Source organism: Amycolatopsis silviterrae (assembly GCF_042684085.1).
GTDB classification, from domain to species: Bacteria; Actinomycetota; Actinomycetes; order Mycobacteriales; family Pseudonocardiaceae; genus Amycolatopsis; species Amycolatopsis silviterrae.
Genome location: NZ_JBHUKS010000018.1, coordinates 208274 through 225234, shown reverse-complemented (window position 1 = coordinate 225234; position 16961 = coordinate 208274). Strand labels below are relative to the sequence as shown.

Below are 16961 nucleotides of genomic sequence, written 5' to 3'. Positions count from 1 at the left end.
GCGGCCGGGGAAAGAGCCCGTGATCGAGCCCACCCTTGACCCGGAGCGTTGTCTATAGCAACTTTTGCACTATGCAAGGTTTGCCGGACGACGTGGCCGGTCTCGAGCGGCTGACTCGCGTGCTCGTGGCCGTGGCCTGGGACAGCGCGCACGCCGCCCCGCGCGGCGTCACCTTTCCGCAGGTGCGCTTGCTCGTGGTGCTCGACAGCCTCGGCCGCGTGCCGTGTTCGCGGCTCGCTGAGGCGATGGGCGTGAACGCGTCCTCCGTCACGCGGCTGGCGGACAAGCTTGAGGCGCACGGGTACGTCGTGCGCGGCGAGGACGAGCACCGCCGCACGGTGGTGACGATCGAGGTCACGGCTGCCGGGCGCGAGGTCGTCGCGGGTGTGGTGGAGCGACGGCACCACGCGCTCTCCGAGCTGCTGGCGGAGCTGCCGGCCGAGCGGAGCCAGGCGGTCGCCATGGCGGTCCGCGACCTGGTCGCGGCGGCGGAAGCGGCACCGGGAGTGCCCACGGCCGGGCCTGGTCGGCTGTGAAGATCCCGGCGCGGGCCGCGCACCTCGGCGACTTCGCGGTCAATCCGCGGATGCTGTTGATCACCTTGATCGCGCTGCCGGTGGGCGGCGCGGCGGCGGTGGCGGCGTTCGCGCTGCTCAAGCTCATCGGCTTGATCACCAACCTGGTCTTCTACCAACGCGTCGCCACGGATCTCGTCGCGCCGGGCGCGCAGCAGCATCCGTGGTGGCTGGTGCTGCTCGCGCCGGTCGTCGGCGGGCTCGTGATCGGCCTGATGGCTCGCTACGGCTCGGAGAAAATCCGCGGGCACGGCATGCCGGAGGCGATCGAGGCGATCCTCACCGGCGGCAGCCGGGTGGCTCCGCGCGTCGCGGTGCTGAAGCCGGTGTCGGCGGCGGTCAGCATCGGCACCGGCGGCCCGTTCGGTGCCGAGGGGCCGATCATCATGACCGGCGGCGCGGTCGGTTCGATCCTCGCGCAGCTGCTGAAACTGTCCGCCGACGAACGTAAGACGCTGCTCGTCGCCGGGGCCGCGGGCGGGATGGCGGCGACCTTCAACGCGCCGCTCGCGTCCGTCTTGCTGGCGGTCGAACTGCTGCTGTTCGAATGGCGGCCGCGCAGCCTCGTGCCGGTGGCTGCGGCGGTGTCGGTGGCGACGGTGTGCCGCGGCTTTCTGCTCGGCACTGGACCGGTTTTCGGGGTTCCGCTGCTGGGTGCCAGCCCCGGCCCGGCTGCGGACGGTCTCGCGCTCATTCCCGGCCTCACCGGCGGGTTGCTGGCCATCGGCGCGACCGCGCTCGTCTACTTCGCCGAGGACCTGTTCGGGCGGCTGCCGGTGCATTGGATGTGGTGGCCCGCGATCGGTGGCCTGGTGATCGGTGTCGGCGGACTGATCGAACCGCACGCGCTCGGCGTCGGCTACGACGTGATCGACGCGCTGCTCACCGGGCACGCGACCGCGTCGCTGATCGTCGGAATCCTGGTGGTGAAGACGCTGATTTGGGCGCTGTCGCTGGGATCCGGGACTTCTGGCGGCGTGCTGGCGCCGGTGTTCATGATCGGTGCCGCGCTGGGCGCCGCGGAAGGCGGGCTGCTGCCGCACGTCGCGCCTGGGTTCTGGGCGACGTGCGGGCTGGCCGCCGTGGTCGGCGGGGTGATGCGGTCGCCGTTTACCGGCATTGTGTTCACTTTGGAGCTGACGCACGCGTGGAGTTATCTGCTGCCGCTTGTCGTCGCGTCATTCTCGGCGTACGCGCTTTCGGTGTTGCTGCTCAAGCGTTCTGTGTTGACGGAGAAGATCGCGCGGCGACGGTTGCATCTCACTCGCGAGTACACCACTGATCCACTTGAGACGTTCTTCGTGCATGAAGTGATGACGCACCAACCAGATCTGCAGATGTCCGGTGCGGTCGTTGTGTACGCGGACGACACTTTGCGCGATGTCGCGAACGAATTGGCGCTCGGGCACACCACGCAGGCGTTGGTGGTCGACCGGCACGATCCTTCGCAGGTTCTCGGCAAGGTGACGCTGGCGCAACTCCTGCACGCTCGACGGCGGGATCTGCACGAGGAGCACCACCGGGAACGGTTGCTGGGCCGGTCAGTCAGCGCCTGAGTTGCTGTTTGTCCACTTTGCCCACTGGGGTGAGCGGCAGTGCTGCGCGGAACTCCACAGTGGACGGTACGAAGTGCTTGCCGCCGAGTTCTTCCCGGACCTGGCGGCGCAGCTCTTCCACAGTGACTTCTTGGGCAACGATCACTGCGTGCAGGAGGGTTCCGTCCGGTCCGGCGGCGGGGACCACGGCGGCGGCTTTTACCTTGGGATGGCGGAGAAGTGCGTGCTCCACAGTGGTCGAGGAGACCTTCGTGCCGTGTTCTCCGGTGACGATCACGTCGTCGATCCTGTCCTCTAGATAGAGGTAGCCGTCTTCGTCGAAGCAGCCGAGGTCGCCGGTGTGCAGCCAGCCGTCGCCGATCGGCGGTTGCCCGTGGTAGCCGTCCATCATGGACAGTCCGCGGACGAGCACCTCGCCGTTCTCGATCCGGGCCTCCATTCCTGGCACGATGCGGCCGACGGACCCAAGAAGTTCTGGCCGGGCAAGGACTTCGTCCGCGGAGATGCTGGCGATCATCGGTGCTTCGGTGAGTCCGTAGCCCTGACCGACGACCGGGCCGAACACCTTGAGCGCCTCCGCCAACCGGCGAGGCGGCAGCGGCGCGGCACCGAGGGAGAGCTGTTGCACGCTGGATACGTCCGTAGTGGACAGTGTCGGATGGTCGAGCACCGCGGCGAGCCTGGGTGGGGTAAGGGAAAGCGTTGTGATGCGATACCGTTCCAGGTCGGCGATGAGCTTTTCGGCGTTAAATTCCCGGTGCAGCACCACGGTATTGCCGCAGCAGAGTGCGCCAAGGACGGCGGCGTTTCCGGTCATGTGCGTGAGCGGTGCGGTGACGAGGGCGGTTTTGGTGCCGTCTGGCTGGAAAATGTGCGCCACGCCGTTGTAGATGCCGCTGTGCCGGATCAGTTTCGGATCGCCGGTGGTGCCGCCGCTGGGGAAGATCGCGGTGACTGTGTCCGGTAACGAGTCTGGAGTGGACGGACGGGCGGCGGCGAGCGTGTCGAGATCGGCGTCGGTGAGCAAGGTCGCGCCGGTAGCTGCCAAGGTCGCCGCTCGCGCCGGACGGCTCGCGGACGCGGCGATCAGCACGACTTCCAGTCCCCGCAGCTGCGCGGCAAGCTGGGTGAGCACCACTTCCGGCCGGTTCGCGGCGTCGATCGCGATCATGCCGCGTGTCTCGGCAAGCCCGCCGTACAGTCGCGACAGCAGCTCTGCTGCCGCTCGGTACGTCATCGTGGTGTCGTCGTGGTGGAACAGCACGGTGTCGCCGCCGTCGCGGAGCGCCGAAAGGACGCGGGACAGGAAAAAGCTCACCCGGCACACCGTAGTCGTGTGTTGGCCGAGAACTGCGATCGCGGCTAGGTTCGTGGTCATGACCGCTCCGCCCGCGATCGACGCGGCATCGAGAAGTTGGCGTCGCGCTCTCGCCGACCTGCAGGCGGGGCTGCGTGCCCGGGAACTGTGGGCGTTGCTCGCGTGGCAGGACATCAAACAGCGCTACCGTCGTTCGTCGCTGGGCCCGTTGTGGATCACCGTCGGAATGGCGGTCACCGCGCTCGCGCTCGGCGTGGTGAACTCCGCCCTGTTCGGCAGTTCCATCTCGACTTTGCTGCCGAGCATCACCACCGGGCTCATTCTGTGGAACTTCATGAACGGCTGCATCGTTGAGGGTTCCGAGACGTTCATCGCGAACGAAGGGATGATCAAACAGCTGCCGGCTCCGGTGTCGGTGTATGCGCTGCGCACGGTGTGGCGGCAGGCGTTGTACCTGGCGCACAACCTCGTCGTGTACGTGGTGGTGCTGGCGGTCTTCTTCGGCAAGCTCTCGGAGCCGTACCGTTTGGTGGACAAGGCGGGCGCGTTGCTGCACCCCGGGCTTGGCTGGGGAATGCTGCTCGCCGTGCCCGCGCTGATGCTGGTCCTGCTGAACGGGGCGTGGGTGGTGCTGCTGTTCGGGGTGGTGTCCACGCGGTTCCGCGACATCCCGCCGGTGATCCAGAGCTTCATCACGATGCTCTTCTACGCGACGCCGATCATGTGGTCGATGGACCAGGTGCGGGTGATGAACCAGGACTCGCACGAAGGATTCGGCTCCCTCGCGGTGAATCTGCTGCAGCTCAACCCGGTGTACCACTTCGTGGAGATCGTGCGCGCGCCGCTGGTCGGGCAACAGCAGAGCTGGACGCATTGGCTCGTGGTCGGCGTGGTGACCGTGGTCGGCTGGGCGCTGGCGCTGCTGGTCTTGCGCAATTACCGGGCGCGGGTGGCGTACTGGGTCTGATGTCCATTTAGGACGGTTCTGCCGGGCGAGCGCGGATGGCCCCAGGGGGCTAGCGTTGTCGTAAAGACTCGCGCGCGAACGGAGGTCACATGAAGCGTCGGAAGGCATTGCAGGCGCTCGGAGTCGCGGTGCTCGCGATGAGCACGGTCGCCGCGACCCCGGCGGGACTCACGCCACGACAGCTCGCCGGACAGCGGGTGATCTACTCCTATCCCGGCCTGACCCCGCCCGCCTCGTTGCTGCAACGGATCCGCGCCGGGGAAGCGGCGGGCGTGATCTTCTTCGGGGAGAACGTTTCCAGCTCGCAGCAGATCGCCGACGTCGTACGGCAATTGCGGGAAGCGAACGCGCAAAGCCCGGTGCATCGCCCGCTGCTGCTGATGACGGATCAGGAAGGCGGCAAAGTCCGCCGGTTGCCCGGCGAGCCCGTTCTGTCGGCGAAACAGGTGGCGGAATCCGCGGACCCTTCCGCGGCGGCCAAAGCCACTGGCACTGGCGCCGGGCAGAACCTCGCCGGGGTCGGGATGAACGTGAACCTCGCGCCGGTGCTGGATGTCTACCGCCAACCGGGGAATTTCATCGACAAGTACGGCCGTTCCTACAGCCGCGATCCGCAGGTCGCCGGCGCACTCGGCCGGGATTTCGTCACGGCCCAGCAGGCGACGGGCGTCGCGGCGACGGCCAAGCACTTCCCTGGCCTTGGCGCCGTCCCGGCCGGAAGCAACACGGATATCGGCCCGGTCACCCTGGACATCCCGCTGCCCGAACTGCGTGCGACGGACGAGTCTCCGTATCAGCCGGTCGTGGACGCTGGGGTGAAGCTGGTGATGCTCTCGTGGGCGGTGTATCCCGCGCTAGACGCCACCCGGCCTGCTGGGCTTTCACCTGCGGTGGTGCAGGAACTCCGGAACGGCACGAAGTTCTCCGGGGTGACGGTGACGGATGCTTTGGAGGCTGGCGCGCTGAAGCCCTATGGCGGGGCGGGGAACCGCGCGGTGCTGGCGGCTGAGGCGGGGATGGATCTGATCTTGGCCTCGGCTCGGGACGTGGCTCAGGGAGACGATGCGGCGTCGGCTCTTGCGGCGGGGTTGTCGAATGGGTCGCTGCCGAGTGGGGAGTTCGCGGCGGCGGTGGACCGGGTTTCGGCGCTGCGGGATGGGGTGAAGTGAGGCTTTCGGCGGTGGGGTTGGGGGCGGTTTGCTGAGATGCTGGGTTTGACGGGTTTGGTTGTGGGGTGAGGTTGTCGCTGGTGGGCTTTGTCGCGCGATGAGGTTGTTGGTGGTGCGCTTAGCCGGACGGTGAGGTCGGTGCTGGTGAGGTTTGCCGTGCGGGCGAGTTTGCTGCCGGTGCGTCTCGTTGCGCGGTGAGGCTGGCACTGGTGCGCCTCGCTGCGCGATGACTCGTCGCGCTGCTTCTGGGCCCGCTGTCTTTCCCGGCTCGCGTCGTTCCGCCGGACCTGCGCGGCGCCCGCTCCAACCGTGATTATCCAGCAAACTACCCCCGTTCCGGTGACACCCGGCGGTGTGGACATCGCGCTGCCGCCGGGTCGAACGGGCACCCTTGCGTGCGACCCACCCACGACGGGAGGACGAATGCAAGCTTGGTGGCTCTTGGTGGCCGTCGCCGCGGTGTTCGTGGTGCTGGCCGTGGTGTTCCTGCGCCGTGCCGCCCGGCGTCGCCCTGCTGTGCCGCCGCCTCCCGCCGCCCCGCCGGATGATGCGGCGCGCCGGTGGGTCTCCCCGTCGGACGACGTGCCCCGCCGCGCCCGCCATCGGCTCGACGAGGCGCATCCGCTGGCTCGCTACCCGGTTGCCCGGCAACGTCCGATGCCGCATCCACGACCGTCCGGCAGCCAGGATGCCGGGCGGGAACGCCGCGACTCATAACCCTGGGTTGGCCGAGCCGCGTTTTTTGTCGGTGGTGGCTGAGATGCTTTTGGCATGGTTCCCGCGCTGCTTCTCATCGATGTCCAGAACAACATGCTTCTCCCGCCCAACCCCGTGCCCGATGCCGACCGGGTCGCCGCCGTGATCTCGCGCGTCCTCGAACGGGCGCGGGCTGCGGGCGCCCAGGTAGTGCACATCCGGAACAACGGCACCGGCGACGATCCCGACGTACCCGGTACCTCCGGCTGGGAACTGGTGCACGAGGTCCGCCCGGGCGAGCACGTAGTCGACAAACAGACACCCGATGCGTTCGCCGATACCCAGCTGGGTTCCTTGCTGCCGGATTCGGTGCCGTTGGTGGTGGCCGGGATGCAGAGCGACTTCTGCGTCCGGGCTACCGCCTTGGCCGCCCTTGCGCGGGGGCATGAGGTCACGCTGGTGCAAGACGCCCACGCCACTTACGACGACGAACTCTCCGCCGCGGAGGAGAGCGCCCGGGTGGACGCGGAACTGTCGGCGGCGGGTGTGAAGCTGGCCGGGAGCGGGGAGGTGGTCTTCGGCTGATTCTCGATGCCGTCGAGTCGACGGCTGCTGCTTGGCCGGCGGGCCTTCGTTCCGGCGATCGATTTCATCGCTGAATCGCAGCGAAAACAGACGTTGGACTGGACGGTTGGTGCGGGCCAATACTCAGCCCATGACGTCTGCGCCTGGCGATTCCGGCGAGGGTTCCGGTCGGAGGGATGACGGCCGGTGCTCCGAACCTGGCCTCGACGGTTTCCTCGACCGTGCGGGGTCGGCGGACCGGTCCGCCGATGCTGGGACGACGGCTGGGGCTGATGGCTTGACTCCGCCGACGCTCGGGGCTGAGGGTCCGGTGCGGTCGACGCTCGGGACTGGCGACTCGGTGCGGTCGACGCCTGGGGCTGATGATGGTGTGACCTTAGGTGCGGGGGAATCCTCTGGCCGGGCTGGCTCGGCTGACTTTGCCGCCTGGGCTGCGGAACTCGGGCTTGGTGGAGCCGCTTCGGGCTGGTCTGATGGGCGTCGCCCTGAGACGGGGGCGAGCGCGCGCGGGTCCGCGCCAGGCGATGGTGTTGTCGGTGGGATCGTGGAGGATGGTGGTGCCTTCAGCACTGCTGCACCCAACGCCGGAGCTACCGGACCCATCGGACCTGCCGAGGCCACTGGACCCGCCGCGACTGCCGGACCCGCCGAGGCCACTGGACCCGTCGGGCCCACGGTGCCCACCGGACCCGGTGTGCCCACCGGACCCACCGGACTCGGTGCGCCCACCGGGCCCACCGCGGACCAGGTCGATCAGCCCACCCGGGATCTGGTCCGGCTGCTGCGGAGATTCGGCTGGCGGGCGTTCGCGCTGGCGTTCGTAGCCGGGCTTACCGGGCTGACCACCGTCGCGATGGTGCTCGCGCTGGTTGGGTTCGCCTTGATCCTCGCGCCAGTCCGCGGGGTCAGGCGAGGAGGTGTGCCAGCAGTGCCCGAGCGGCCGGGTTGGTGAGGTTTGGCGAGCGGCCGGTCAGGTAGATCGTGCGGGCCAGCGGTGGCTGGGTTAGCTGGGCGAACGGCAGTCCGGAACGTGCGGCGACCTGTTCCGGGACCACGGTGACGCCCAAGCCCGCGGCGACCAGGTCTACTAGCAGGGGGACGTTGGTTGCCTCGCAGACCTGGTCCCGGCGGGCACCGGCCTCGGTGAAGGCTCGGTCTACCAGTGCTTGCAGGCCGCTGCCGGTGAAGTCTACGAAGGGTTCGCCGTCCAATTCCGCCAGCCGCACTCGGCGGCGGGTGGACAGGCGGTGGCCGGGGTGGGTGAGCAGGACCAGATTCTGTTGCCAGCTCGCGAATTCGGTCAGGTCCTCCGGCAGTGGACCGCCCACATAGGACAGATCCAGTTCTCCGTCTGACACCGCTGCGGTTAGGCCGGGGATCGTGCCTTCTCGCACGCGTAGGCGGATTCCTGGGTAACTAGCACGGAATTCGCCTAGTTTCGCGGGCAGGTCGATGACGGTCAGGGTTTGGATGGTGCCGATCGACACCCTGCCGCGGGCCAGGCCGGTTACCGCGGCTACTTCTCCTCGGGCGGCGTCTACTTCCGTGGCTATCCGGTGTGCCAGCGGGAGCAGGGCCTCGCCGGCGGGGGTGAGGGTGACTCGGCGGGTCGTGCGGTCGAACAGTTCCGCGCCCAGGTCGGCTTCCAGTTTCCGGATGGAAGCGCTGAGCGCGGACTGCACGACGTGCACGTCCTGGGCGGCGCGGGTGAAATTGCGGTGCCGCACTACGGCGAGGAAGTGTTCGACCTGCCTCAGTTCCATCGGGCTCGCCTCCGTCTCGCCACGAACGTACCGCGCGAGCGAGGCCTACTGCGCCGTGAAACCGCCGTCTGCCAGGATTTCTACTCCGGTCACGTAGGAAGATTCCGCGGAAGCCAGGAACAGGATCACATCGGCGACCTCCTGGACCTCGCCGGCGCGGCCCATCGGGATGCCTTCGATCTGCTTCGCTCGCCACACCGGGTCGGTGGAGCCGCGGGAGGTGCGCATCGGCGGCAGCACGCCGGGGGCGACCGCGTTGACCCGGATGCCGTCCCTCGCGTAGTGCACCGACGCGGTGGTGGTCATCGACTTAATGGCGGCCTTGGAAGCGCCGTATCCTAAGTGGACACCGGGCTGGCCGATCGAGGCCGAGATCGACGTCAGGTTCACGATCGAGCCGCCTCGGCCGGACATTGCCGCAGCGCCGTGTTTGATGCCCAGGAACACTCCGCGGGCGTTGACCTGCATCAACCGGTCGTAAAACTCGGTGCTGGTGAGGTCCGGGTCGAAGGTGCCGCTGATGCCGGCGTTGTTGACCAGCACGTCGAGTTTTCCGTACCGCTCCAGGACGTCGGCGATCGCGGCAGTCCAGGAGGCCTCGTCGGTGACGTCAAGGCGGCGGTATTCGGCTTGGCCGCCGGTGGCGCGGATTTCTTCGGCTACGGCGGTGCCGTCGGCGTCTTCGACGTCGGTCACGACGACAGTCGCGCCTTCGCGGGCGAAGGTGTGGGCGGCCGCGCGGCCCATTCCGCTCGAAGCGCCGGTGATCAGGGTGACCTTGTCGGCCAATCGCATGTCGGGTGCCCTTTCGCTGGTGGGGCACCCAGTCTGCGCGATCGGGCGAGCGGTGCCGCGCGCGGCACCCGGCGGAAGCGGGTGCCGCGCGCGGAGCAGGTCACCAGTATTTGCCCGCGGCTTCGAGCGCGGCGATCATCTCGTGGATCACCTGGTCGCCGGGAAGGCCGAAGGAGTTGAGCACGTTCGCCCAGTCCAGGGTGTCCCCGGACTTGCTGAGCCCGTCGATCACGCCCTGGTAGACGGGGTTGGAGTTCAGCACGTCCCGCGGCATGGGAGCGGGGAAAGCGGGGCCGCCCCAGGTGATCGGGGCCGACGGGGCGAGCATGAGGTCGCCGGAGTTCTCGAAGGCGGCGGGGTTGTGCCACGGGCTGCGGTTGGGGTCCGGGTCGCCGTAGGCGGTGTGTGCGGTGTTGAAGCGCTGCATTTCGCCGATGAAGCCCTGCGCGTTGGAGACCGGGTTGACCGCGTTGCAGATGATGTCGTCGTGCCGGCAGATGTTCGCGACCCTGATGTCGCCGAAGTTTCGCGGGCCGGTGGTGTGCATGCCGGGACCGTCCGGGGCGACCGACATGATGCCGCCGGCCGGGCCTTCGACGCCGCTCGTGTGCACGGCGTGCCGCGGGTCCGCGATCAGCACGGCGTTGAGCAGGTTGTGCGGTACGGCGTTCTTGCTCGCGAGGCTCGCGACGACGTTGCCGGAGATCAGCGCGCCGAACGAGTAGCCGACGAGCGTGATCGGCGTGCCGGGGCAGGACTGGTGGAAGTCGGTGACCTTCTTCTCCAGCGCGGGGCCCGCGTACTTCTGCGTGGTGTCGAGGTCGTGCGGTTCGACGACCGGGATGATGCCGTCGTCGTAAAGGAACTTCTCCAGATGCGCCCCGGGCGGCGCGACGGTGCGGTTCGCGTCCCAGGTGCCGCCGGTGGTGCCGTTGAGGTGCCCGTCGGTGAGGATGTACACGTGGCTGCAGTCGGCGGCCGACGCCGGGGTGCTCGCCCCGAGAACGGTCACGCCCGCCGCGGTCACCGCCCCGGCGAGGAGCAGGCAGGCTTTCTTCAGAAGTCGCAAGAGCTGGTCCCTCCAGTGGTCCCGGGCGCGGCTGCCCGGGGCGTGCCAGCAGTTTCCGGGCGCGGTGATCACCTGGTCAAGAGGGGGTGATGGGGGTAAATCACTGGCAGTCGTCGATTTCATCCAGATTCCATCTCGTGAGTGCTCATCACGGTTAGAACCGGGATAGACACTCACGAGCAGCGGGACAGACCGGCCAGTGCGCGGGTGCGGGCTACCGGGTTCGGGGCTTGGCTGGTCAGCGTCAGCACGGTGGTGAACTGGGCAGCGGCATCGGTGTCGCGGCGGGCGGCGAGGTACGCCTCACCCAGGTGGGTGCGGAGCATGATCATCGTTTCGAGCGCGTCCGCGTCGACCATGTCCAGCGCGGCCAGCTGGTGGCGGATCGCGGTGTCCGGGTCGCCCTGCCGCAACGAGACCGCGCCCAGTTCGGTGAGCGCCTGTGCGTGCACCCGGACGTTTCCGGTGCGCTGCGCCAGATCGACGGTGTCGGTGAGGACCTGCGCGGCTTCCGCCAGGTCGCCGGAATCGCGCAGGAGTTCGCCGAGGTGACCCAGCATGGCGCAGTGCCGGCGGCTGTCGCCGATTTCGGCGGCCAGCTCCACTGCGGTGCGCGCGTGCTCCAGCGCCAGGTCGTAGCGGCCGTTCTGCTCGTGGACCATCGCGAGGTTCGGCAGCACGGTGAACATCGGCGTCGAGTATTCGAGTCGGTTGGCTTCCGCGAGTGCACGTTCCAGGTATCCGGCGGCCTCGCGGTATCGGCCCAACGCGCGTGCGGCGGCACCGAGACCGGCCAGCGCGCGCGTTACGCCCTTTTCATCGCCGCTGCGAGAGAAGCCTTTCTCCGCACGGATGAAACAGTCCCACGCCTGCTGGTACGCGCCGCGCATGCCGTGGACGTGCGCCAGGTTCATCCACAATGGAGCGTCGTCGGCCGGATCGGCGGCGAGGACGCATTCGTGGATGCGGCGGGCGTCGCTGAACCAGGCGTGCATGGTGAACAGTTCGGCGACGGCCGCGGCGATCCGGGCGGCGGCGCCGAGCCGGTGGTTCGCGACGGCGTATTCGACCAGTTCCACCAGCGCGATCCGGTTGGCGGTCAGCCACGCGTTCGCTCCGGGGAGGTCGCCGTCGCCGGTCAGCTGTGCGTGCGCGTCCCGGGCGGCGGATTCGTAGTAGGCCAGGACCCGGTCCAGCGCTTGCGGATCCGGGGTTTCGGCGGCGAGCCTGCGGGCGTAGTCGGTGGCCAGGTCGTGCAGGCGGTACCGGTCGAGCGCGACGAGGTCGAGCAGGCTCGCGTCGACGATGTTCTCCAGCAGTTCTTCGGCTTCGGTCGCGGAGATGGCGGCTAGCGCGGCCACGCAGTGTTTGTCCAGTGCCACGCCGGGGATTTCGCCCAGCAGGCGGAATACGCGTTGTTCGGCCGAGGGTAAGCGTTGGAAGGAAAGGGAAAACGCGGCCTCGATGCTGCGTGGACCGTCGGCTAGTTCGTGCAGGCGACGCTCGGACAAGCGGGCAGCGAGATGCGCGAAGGTCCATTGTGGACGACTGCGCATCCGAGCGGCGACGATCCGCAGCGCTAGCGGGAGGCCGCCGCACAGCCGGGCGACGGCGGAGACCTCGGCGGGTTCGGCGGCGGCGCGGGTGTCGTTGATCAACGCGGTCAGCAGTTCGACGGCCACGGTCTCCGGCAGGGCGTCGAGGGTGAGCTGTGTGTCGGGGTCAAGGCCCGCGAGGCGGCCGCGGCTGCTGACCAGGACCGCGTTGCCGCTGCCGCCGGGCAGGAGCAGCCGGACTTGCTCGGCGGACGCGGCGTTGTCGAGGACGAGCAGGAGCCGCGCGTCGGCGGTCCGGGCTCGCCAGACCGCGGCGCGTTCGTCCAGGTCATCGGGCACTTCGCGGTCTGTCACGCCGACGGTGCGCAGGAGCCGGCCGAGTGCGTCGGACGGGCTCAGCGGGGTGCGTCCGGCGGTGTAGCCGTGGAGGTCGAGGAAGAGCGCGCCGTCCGGATACGCGGGGTGCAGCCGGTGTGCGAGGTGGATGACCACCGCGGATTTGCCGACTCCGGCGATCCCGTCGACCGCGGCGAGCCGGGGTGCGTCGCCGGGGTGTGGTGCCAGCGAAGCGGCGATGGCGTCGACAACCGCGTCCCGTCCGGCGAGGTTCGCGATGTCGGGTGGCAGCTCGTTTCTGCGCGGGGTTTCGACGGCTGAAGCATCGTCGCGGAGGATCGCTTCGTGCAGCGCGCGGATCGGGTGGCTTGGCTCGACGCCCAGGTCGGTGATCAGGCGACGGCGCAGGTCGCGGTAGTCGCGCAGGGCGTCGGACGCCCAGCCGCCGCGGTAGCGGGCGCGCATGAGGAGCGCGACCAGTGGCTCGTCGTGCGGATGGGCGGCGACGAGTTTGGTCAGCGCGTCGATGGCAGGCGTGAGCCGGTTCTCGTGGATCCACAGTTCGGCCAGCTGCCGCCAGGCGGTGAGGCCGCGGTTCGCGAGCCGTTCGCGTTCCGCTGCCGCGTGGTCGCCGGGCAGCCCGGCCAGCGGTTCGCCGCCGAGCAGCGCGGTGGCCTTGGTGAGGGCGGCTTCCGCGTCGTCTGGGCGGGCTGACGCTGTTTCGAGCAGTTCGTCCAGGTGGGCGGCGTCGAGGTAGGCGTCAGCGACGAAGCGGTATCCGGCGGATCCGCTGCTGATCACCTCGCCCGGCACGCCGGCCGCGCGGAAGGCGGCGCGGAGCCGGTAGAGGTAGACCGAGACCAGGTTGGTCTTGCTGGACGGCGGGGCGCCGCCCCAGATCGTGCGCAGCAGGTCGTCCGCGGTGCGGGCGCGATCGCGGTCGAGCAGGAGGACGGCCAGCACGGCCTGCTGGCGGACCGGGCCGAGCGCGACCGGCTGGTCGCCGTACCAGGCGCGGACCGGTCCGAGCACGGCGAACCGCAACGCCGGACCCGACTCGTCGCCGCCGATGACTGCCCCCGCGTGCCGGATCACCCGCGAGGGTGACACTGCTGGTACGGATGATCATTCTAAGTCACCGCCGCAAGGGGTCAGGCCAGCTCCGCGGAGACGACCGACGGCAGGTCGCGCAGGGCGTCCAGCAGCGGGTCGAGCGCGTCCGGGCGGATCAGGACGGTGCTGACCATGCTGCTTTCCCGGACGCCCTCGCGGACGTCGACGGACAGCTCGTGGATCAGCTTGCCGTGCTCGGTCAGCGTGGCGACGAGACCGGAAATCTGGTCGATGCCGCCGACGAAATAGGTCGCGACGCGGCGGCGGACCAGCATGGCCGGGGCGGAGGTGTACGGGGCGGACGAAAAGGTGCTCAGCGACATGGCATTTCTCCGGGAAAGAGGGTCTGGCGGGAAATGGGGCCAGGTCCCGAAGAAGATGGCGTACGCCGGCATTGCGCGCCGGCAGCCTGGTTCAGCCGGCGCGCTGGGTTACGAGTCGCTCGGACGTCAGTAGGCGCAGCACGGCGTCAGGCTAACACGGCGGCGCGAGAAGGCAAACCAATCCACAATGGACGGACGGGTCAGCCGGGTTCGTTCCATGGCAGCCGCTTGCGCAGCAAAGTGGCCGCACGCAGGGCGACCTCCACTTCCAGCCGGTGCTCCGAAAGCGGCCGCCCGCACAGTTCCTCGGCCTTGCGGACGCGATAGTGGACGGTGTTCTTGTGCAGGTGCAGCCGGGCTGCGGCGTGCGTGTAGCTGCCGTCGGTGTCGAGGAAGACCCGGAGCGTCTCGCGCAGTTGCTCGGTGCCGGGATCGTCGGCGACGAGGTCTCCGAGTACGCGCGCGATCCAGCGGTACACGTCGTCGGACTGTTCGGTCAGCAGCGCGGCGATCGCGACATCGTCGAACAGCACGACGCTCTGGCTCTGGTCCTCGTCGGTCTCCGCGACGGCTCGCGCCCGCACCGCCTCGCGCAGCGACCCGCGGAACCCGGCCAGCCCGTAGCCCGGCGCGCCTAACGCCAGCCGCAGGCCGCCGCCGATGTCTGCCACTCCCGTGCGGAGCCGGTCGACCTCGACGTCGGCACGTTCCGTGCTGACTGTCCAGCTCCACAGCGTTCGGTCGTCGGCGAGCATGGTGAGCGCCGGGCCGCGTCCGCACACCTCCTGCAGCAGCCGGGCCGCGGCCTGCAGTTCGCCCGCGCCCTCGGCGGGCAGCCAGGCGACCGCCGCGCGGTGCCACTGCCGCATCGGGAAGCTGAGCAGTTGCTGCGCGGAGTCCTCGGTGAGCGTGTCCGATTCGAGCACCAGCCGGATCTGCGCCGCCCGGGCCGCGCCGGTGCGGCTGCTCCAGCGTCGGCGTTCGGTCTCGAAGATGTCGATGAGCCCCTCGATGACCTGGTCGATGTAGCGGTTGGTGCGCCGCGACAGCTCAGCGAGCACGCCGAGCGCGACCTGGGCGCTGATGTCCGGCTGCCGCCCCAGCGCCTCGATCGCCCACTGCTCGAACCGGTGCTCGCCGAGCCGGTACGCGCGCAGCAGCGCCTCCAAGGACAGCTCGTGCTGGGCGAACCGGCGCGCGTACTCGGCCGCCGCGGGCGGGACGGTGATCCGGTCGAGCGGGATGGAATGCGACAGCATGTCGAGGATCGCGACCAGATTCGCCGACGTGCTGGCGATCATGAGCTTGCGGACCGTCTCGTCGTGCCGGAACTCCGGGATCACCTCGATGAACCAGTCGGTGAGTTCGGTGGTGCGCGCGGCGAGATCGGCGTCGATGGCGTGCGCGATCTCGGCCACGACGGCGTCGACGGCGTCGGACATGGCGGTCAGGGTAGCCACCGGAGCGTCCCGGCGACAGGCGAGCGGCGCCGTTCACCCCCTCGGTGCAGGCGGTTGTGACCCCGGCACAACGACCCGCGCCACCTTCGGTGCTACGGCCTATGGCCCAGGTCACGGCCCGTCCTTACCGTCATTTCCCACTAAGCGGCCCTGGGAAAGGACTTCGACGATGCACCTCGCGGCGCTGCCTGAAGAACGGGCCCGGCGGAACCCGAACCTGCCTTGTCTCAGCGACGAACACGGCGAACTCGGCAACGCTGGTTTCGCGGTTCGGGTGCGCGGCGCGGCAGCCGCGTTACGGGCCAGGGGAGTCGGCTCGGGCGACGTCGTCGCGGTGCTGCTGCCGAACCGGGTCGAGTTCGCGGTGGTGTTGTTCGCGGCCTGGCGGCTGGGTGCCGCGGTCACGCCGGTGAATCCGGAGCTGACCGACGGCGAAGCCTCGTTCCAGATCGCCGACGCGGGCGCGAAAGTCGTGGTGGGACAGGGTGATTCGGATCTGGTGACGCTGCGGCTGGCGGAACTGGCGACAGCCGCGCCGGACGAGGGACCGGTAGCCGACGACGACCACGCGGTCGCGTTGCTCATCTACACCAGCGGCACCACGGGGCGGCCGAAAGGCGTGGTGCTCGATCACGCGAATGTGCGGGCGATGACGGAAATGATCGCCGATGCGCTCGAACTCGGTCCCGCGGATCACAGTTTGCTGATTCTGCCGCTGTTTCATGTCAACGGGATCGTGGTGGGCGTGCTCGCGCCGCTGCTCGCCGGTGGCCGTTCGACGATCACCGCGAGATTCCGCGCCGACGATTTCTTCGGAGTGGTCGAACGTGTCCGTCCGACGTATTTCTCCGCGGTGCCAGCGATTTACGCGCGGCTGGCCGGGCTTCCGGAGACGGTGCGGCCGGACACTTCGTCGCTGCGGCTGGTGGTATGCGGGGCCGCGCCGATGCCCGCCGAGCTGATCGAGCGGGTCGAGAAACGGTTCGGGGTGGTGGTGGTCGAGGGGTACGGGCTGTCCGAAGGAAGCTGCGCTTCGACGCTGAATCCGCTGGCCGGGCCGCGTAAACCGGGTACCGTCGGGCGTCCGCTGCCCGGCCAGGAGGTCGCGCTGATGGATCCACAAGGCCGGCTGACCGACGGTCCCGGCGAGGTGGTGGTGCGCGGGCCGAACGTGATGCGCGGCTACCTGAACCGGCCCGAGGACACCGCCGCGACGATCGTCGGCGGCTGGCTGCACACCGGTGACGTCGGGCGGTTCGACGAGGACGGCTACCTCGTCCTGGTCGACCGCATCAAGGACATGATCATCCGGGGCGGGGAGAACCTCTACCCCAAGGAGATCGAGAACGCGCTGCACGCACATCCGGCGGTGCTGGAGGCCGCGGTGGTCGGGGCGCCCCATCCGGTGCTCGGCGAACTGCCGGTCGCGACCGTGACGTTGTATCCCTCGGCGGTGGTGGGCGAGGACGAACTGCTTGACCACTGCCGGGCCCGGCTGACGCGGGTGAAGGTGCCGGTGCGGATCGACATCGTGCCCGCGCTGCCGCGGAACCCGGTCGGCAAGATCGACAAACCCGCGCTGCGCCGCGAACTCGCCGCGGCCGGCTGATTCCTCGCTGCTGAAAGAAAAATCCGTGCCCGTATTCGCGGGTCCGGTCGATGCTGCCCGGAGAAAGGCGG

The 16961-nt window shown here is 69.1% G+C and carries 15 protein-coding genes; 8 read left to right on the top strand and 7 right to left on the bottom strand.

The window, feature by feature from the left end; all coding sequences use genetic code 11:
- Positions 1-71: 71 nt before the first annotated feature.
- Together ACFSVL_RS26385 and ACFSVL_RS26380 are read left to right on the top strand one after the other, a co-directional pair.
- Positions 72-536 (top strand): MarR family winged helix-turn-helix transcriptional regulator, encoded by a 465-nt coding sequence (locus ACFSVL_RS26385; protein ID WP_378308238.1) that lies wholly within the window; start codon positions 72-74, stop codon positions 534-536.
- Positions 533-2131 (top strand): chloride channel protein, encoded by a 1599-nt coding sequence (locus tag ACFSVL_RS26380; protein WP_378308237.1) that lies wholly within the window; start codon positions 533-535, stop codon positions 2129-2131. The genes ACFSVL_RS26385 and ACFSVL_RS26380 overlap by 4 nt, the downstream gene beginning before the upstream one ends.
- Here the strand turns inward: ACFSVL_RS26380 and ACFSVL_RS26375 are convergent.
- Entirely contained in the window at positions 2121-3449 is a 1329-nt protein-coding gene (locus ACFSVL_RS26375; protein WP_378308236.1) for a class I adenylate-forming enzyme family protein, read from the bottom strand. The two genes, ACFSVL_RS26380 and ACFSVL_RS26375, sit on opposite strands and share 11 nt — an antisense overlap.
- A 58-nt stretch (positions 3450-3507) precedes the next feature.
- Between ACFSVL_RS26375 and wzm the strand changes: the two genes are divergently transcribed.
- The 5 genes from wzm (at position 3508) to ACFSVL_RS26350 (ending at position 7818) form a co-directional block, all read left to right on the top strand.
- On the top strand, positions 3508-4416 hold the full coding sequence (wzm, locus tag ACFSVL_RS26370) for a galactan export ABC transporter permease subunit Wzm/RfbD (protein WP_378308235.1): 909 nt from the start codon (positions 3508-3510) through the stop codon (positions 4414-4416).
- A gap of 89 nt (positions 4417-4505) precedes the next feature.
- Positions 4506-5585: a glycoside hydrolase family 3 N-terminal domain-containing protein gene (locus tag ACFSVL_RS26365; RefSeq protein ID WP_378308234.1), complete on the top strand. Its 1080-nt coding sequence runs from the start codon at positions 4506-4508 to the stop codon at positions 5583-5585.
- Positions 5586-6008: 423 nt separating this feature from the next.
- The gene (locus ACFSVL_RS26360) at positions 6009-6302 is read left to right on the top strand and encodes a hypothetical protein (protein WP_378308233.1); all 294 of its coding nucleotides are present in this window, start codon (positions 6009-6011) and stop codon (positions 6300-6302) included.
- Between the two features lie 54 nt (positions 6303-6356).
- The gene (locus tag ACFSVL_RS26355; protein WP_378308232.1) at positions 6357-6866 is read left to right on the top strand and encodes an isochorismatase family protein; all 510 of its coding nucleotides are present in this window, start codon (positions 6357-6359) and stop codon (positions 6864-6866) included.
- 694 nt (positions 6867-7560) lie between these two features.
- Positions 7561-7818, top strand: coding sequence for a hypothetical protein (locus ACFSVL_RS26350; protein ID WP_378308231.1), 258 nt, complete (start codon positions 7561-7563; stop codon positions 7816-7818).
- Here the strand turns inward: ACFSVL_RS26350 and ACFSVL_RS26345 are convergent.
- The 6 genes from ACFSVL_RS26345 to ACFSVL_RS26320 form a co-directional block, all read right to left on the bottom strand.
- Positions 7772-8629, bottom strand: a complete 858-nt coding sequence (locus tag ACFSVL_RS26345; protein ID WP_378308230.1) for a LysR family transcriptional regulator — start codon at positions 8627-8629, stop codon at positions 7772-7774. The genes ACFSVL_RS26350 and ACFSVL_RS26345 overlap by 47 nt on opposite strands.
- Positions 8630-8674: 45 nt before the next feature.
- Positions 8675-9424, bottom strand: coding sequence for an SDR family NAD(P)-dependent oxidoreductase (locus tag ACFSVL_RS26340; RefSeq protein WP_378308229.1), 750 nt, complete (start codon positions 9422-9424; stop codon positions 8675-8677).
- Positions 9425-9524: 100 nt separating this feature from the next.
- Positions 9525-10493, bottom strand: coding sequence for a cutinase family protein (locus tag ACFSVL_RS26335; RefSeq protein ID WP_378308228.1), 969 nt, complete (start codon positions 10491-10493; stop codon positions 9525-9527).
- Positions 10494-10666: 173 nt separating this feature from the next.
- Positions 10667-13495, bottom strand: a complete 2829-nt coding sequence (locus ACFSVL_RS26330) for an AfsR/SARP family transcriptional regulator (RefSeq protein ID WP_378308227.1) — start codon at positions 13493-13495, stop codon at positions 10667-10669.
- 41 nt (positions 13496-13536) lie between these two features.
- The gene (locus tag ACFSVL_RS26325; protein ID WP_378308226.1) at positions 13537-13821 is read right to left on the bottom strand and encodes a hypothetical protein; all 285 of its coding nucleotides are present in this window, start codon (positions 13819-13821) and stop codon (positions 13537-13539) included.
- A 200-nt stretch (positions 13822-14021) separates the two neighbouring features.
- A complete protein-coding gene (locus tag ACFSVL_RS26320; RefSeq protein WP_378308225.1) occupies positions 14022-15263 on the bottom strand; it encodes a PucR family transcriptional regulator in 1242 nt (413 codons plus the stop codon).
- A 187-nt stretch (positions 15264-15450) separates the two neighbouring features.
- Here ACFSVL_RS26320 and ACFSVL_RS26315 point away from each other — a divergent pair, with 187 nt between their 5' ends.
- Positions 15451-16890 (top strand): class I adenylate-forming enzyme family protein, encoded by a 1440-nt coding sequence (locus ACFSVL_RS26315; protein ID WP_378308224.1) that lies wholly within the window; start codon positions 15451-15453, stop codon positions 16888-16890.
- Positions 16891-16961 lie beyond the last annotated feature (71 nt).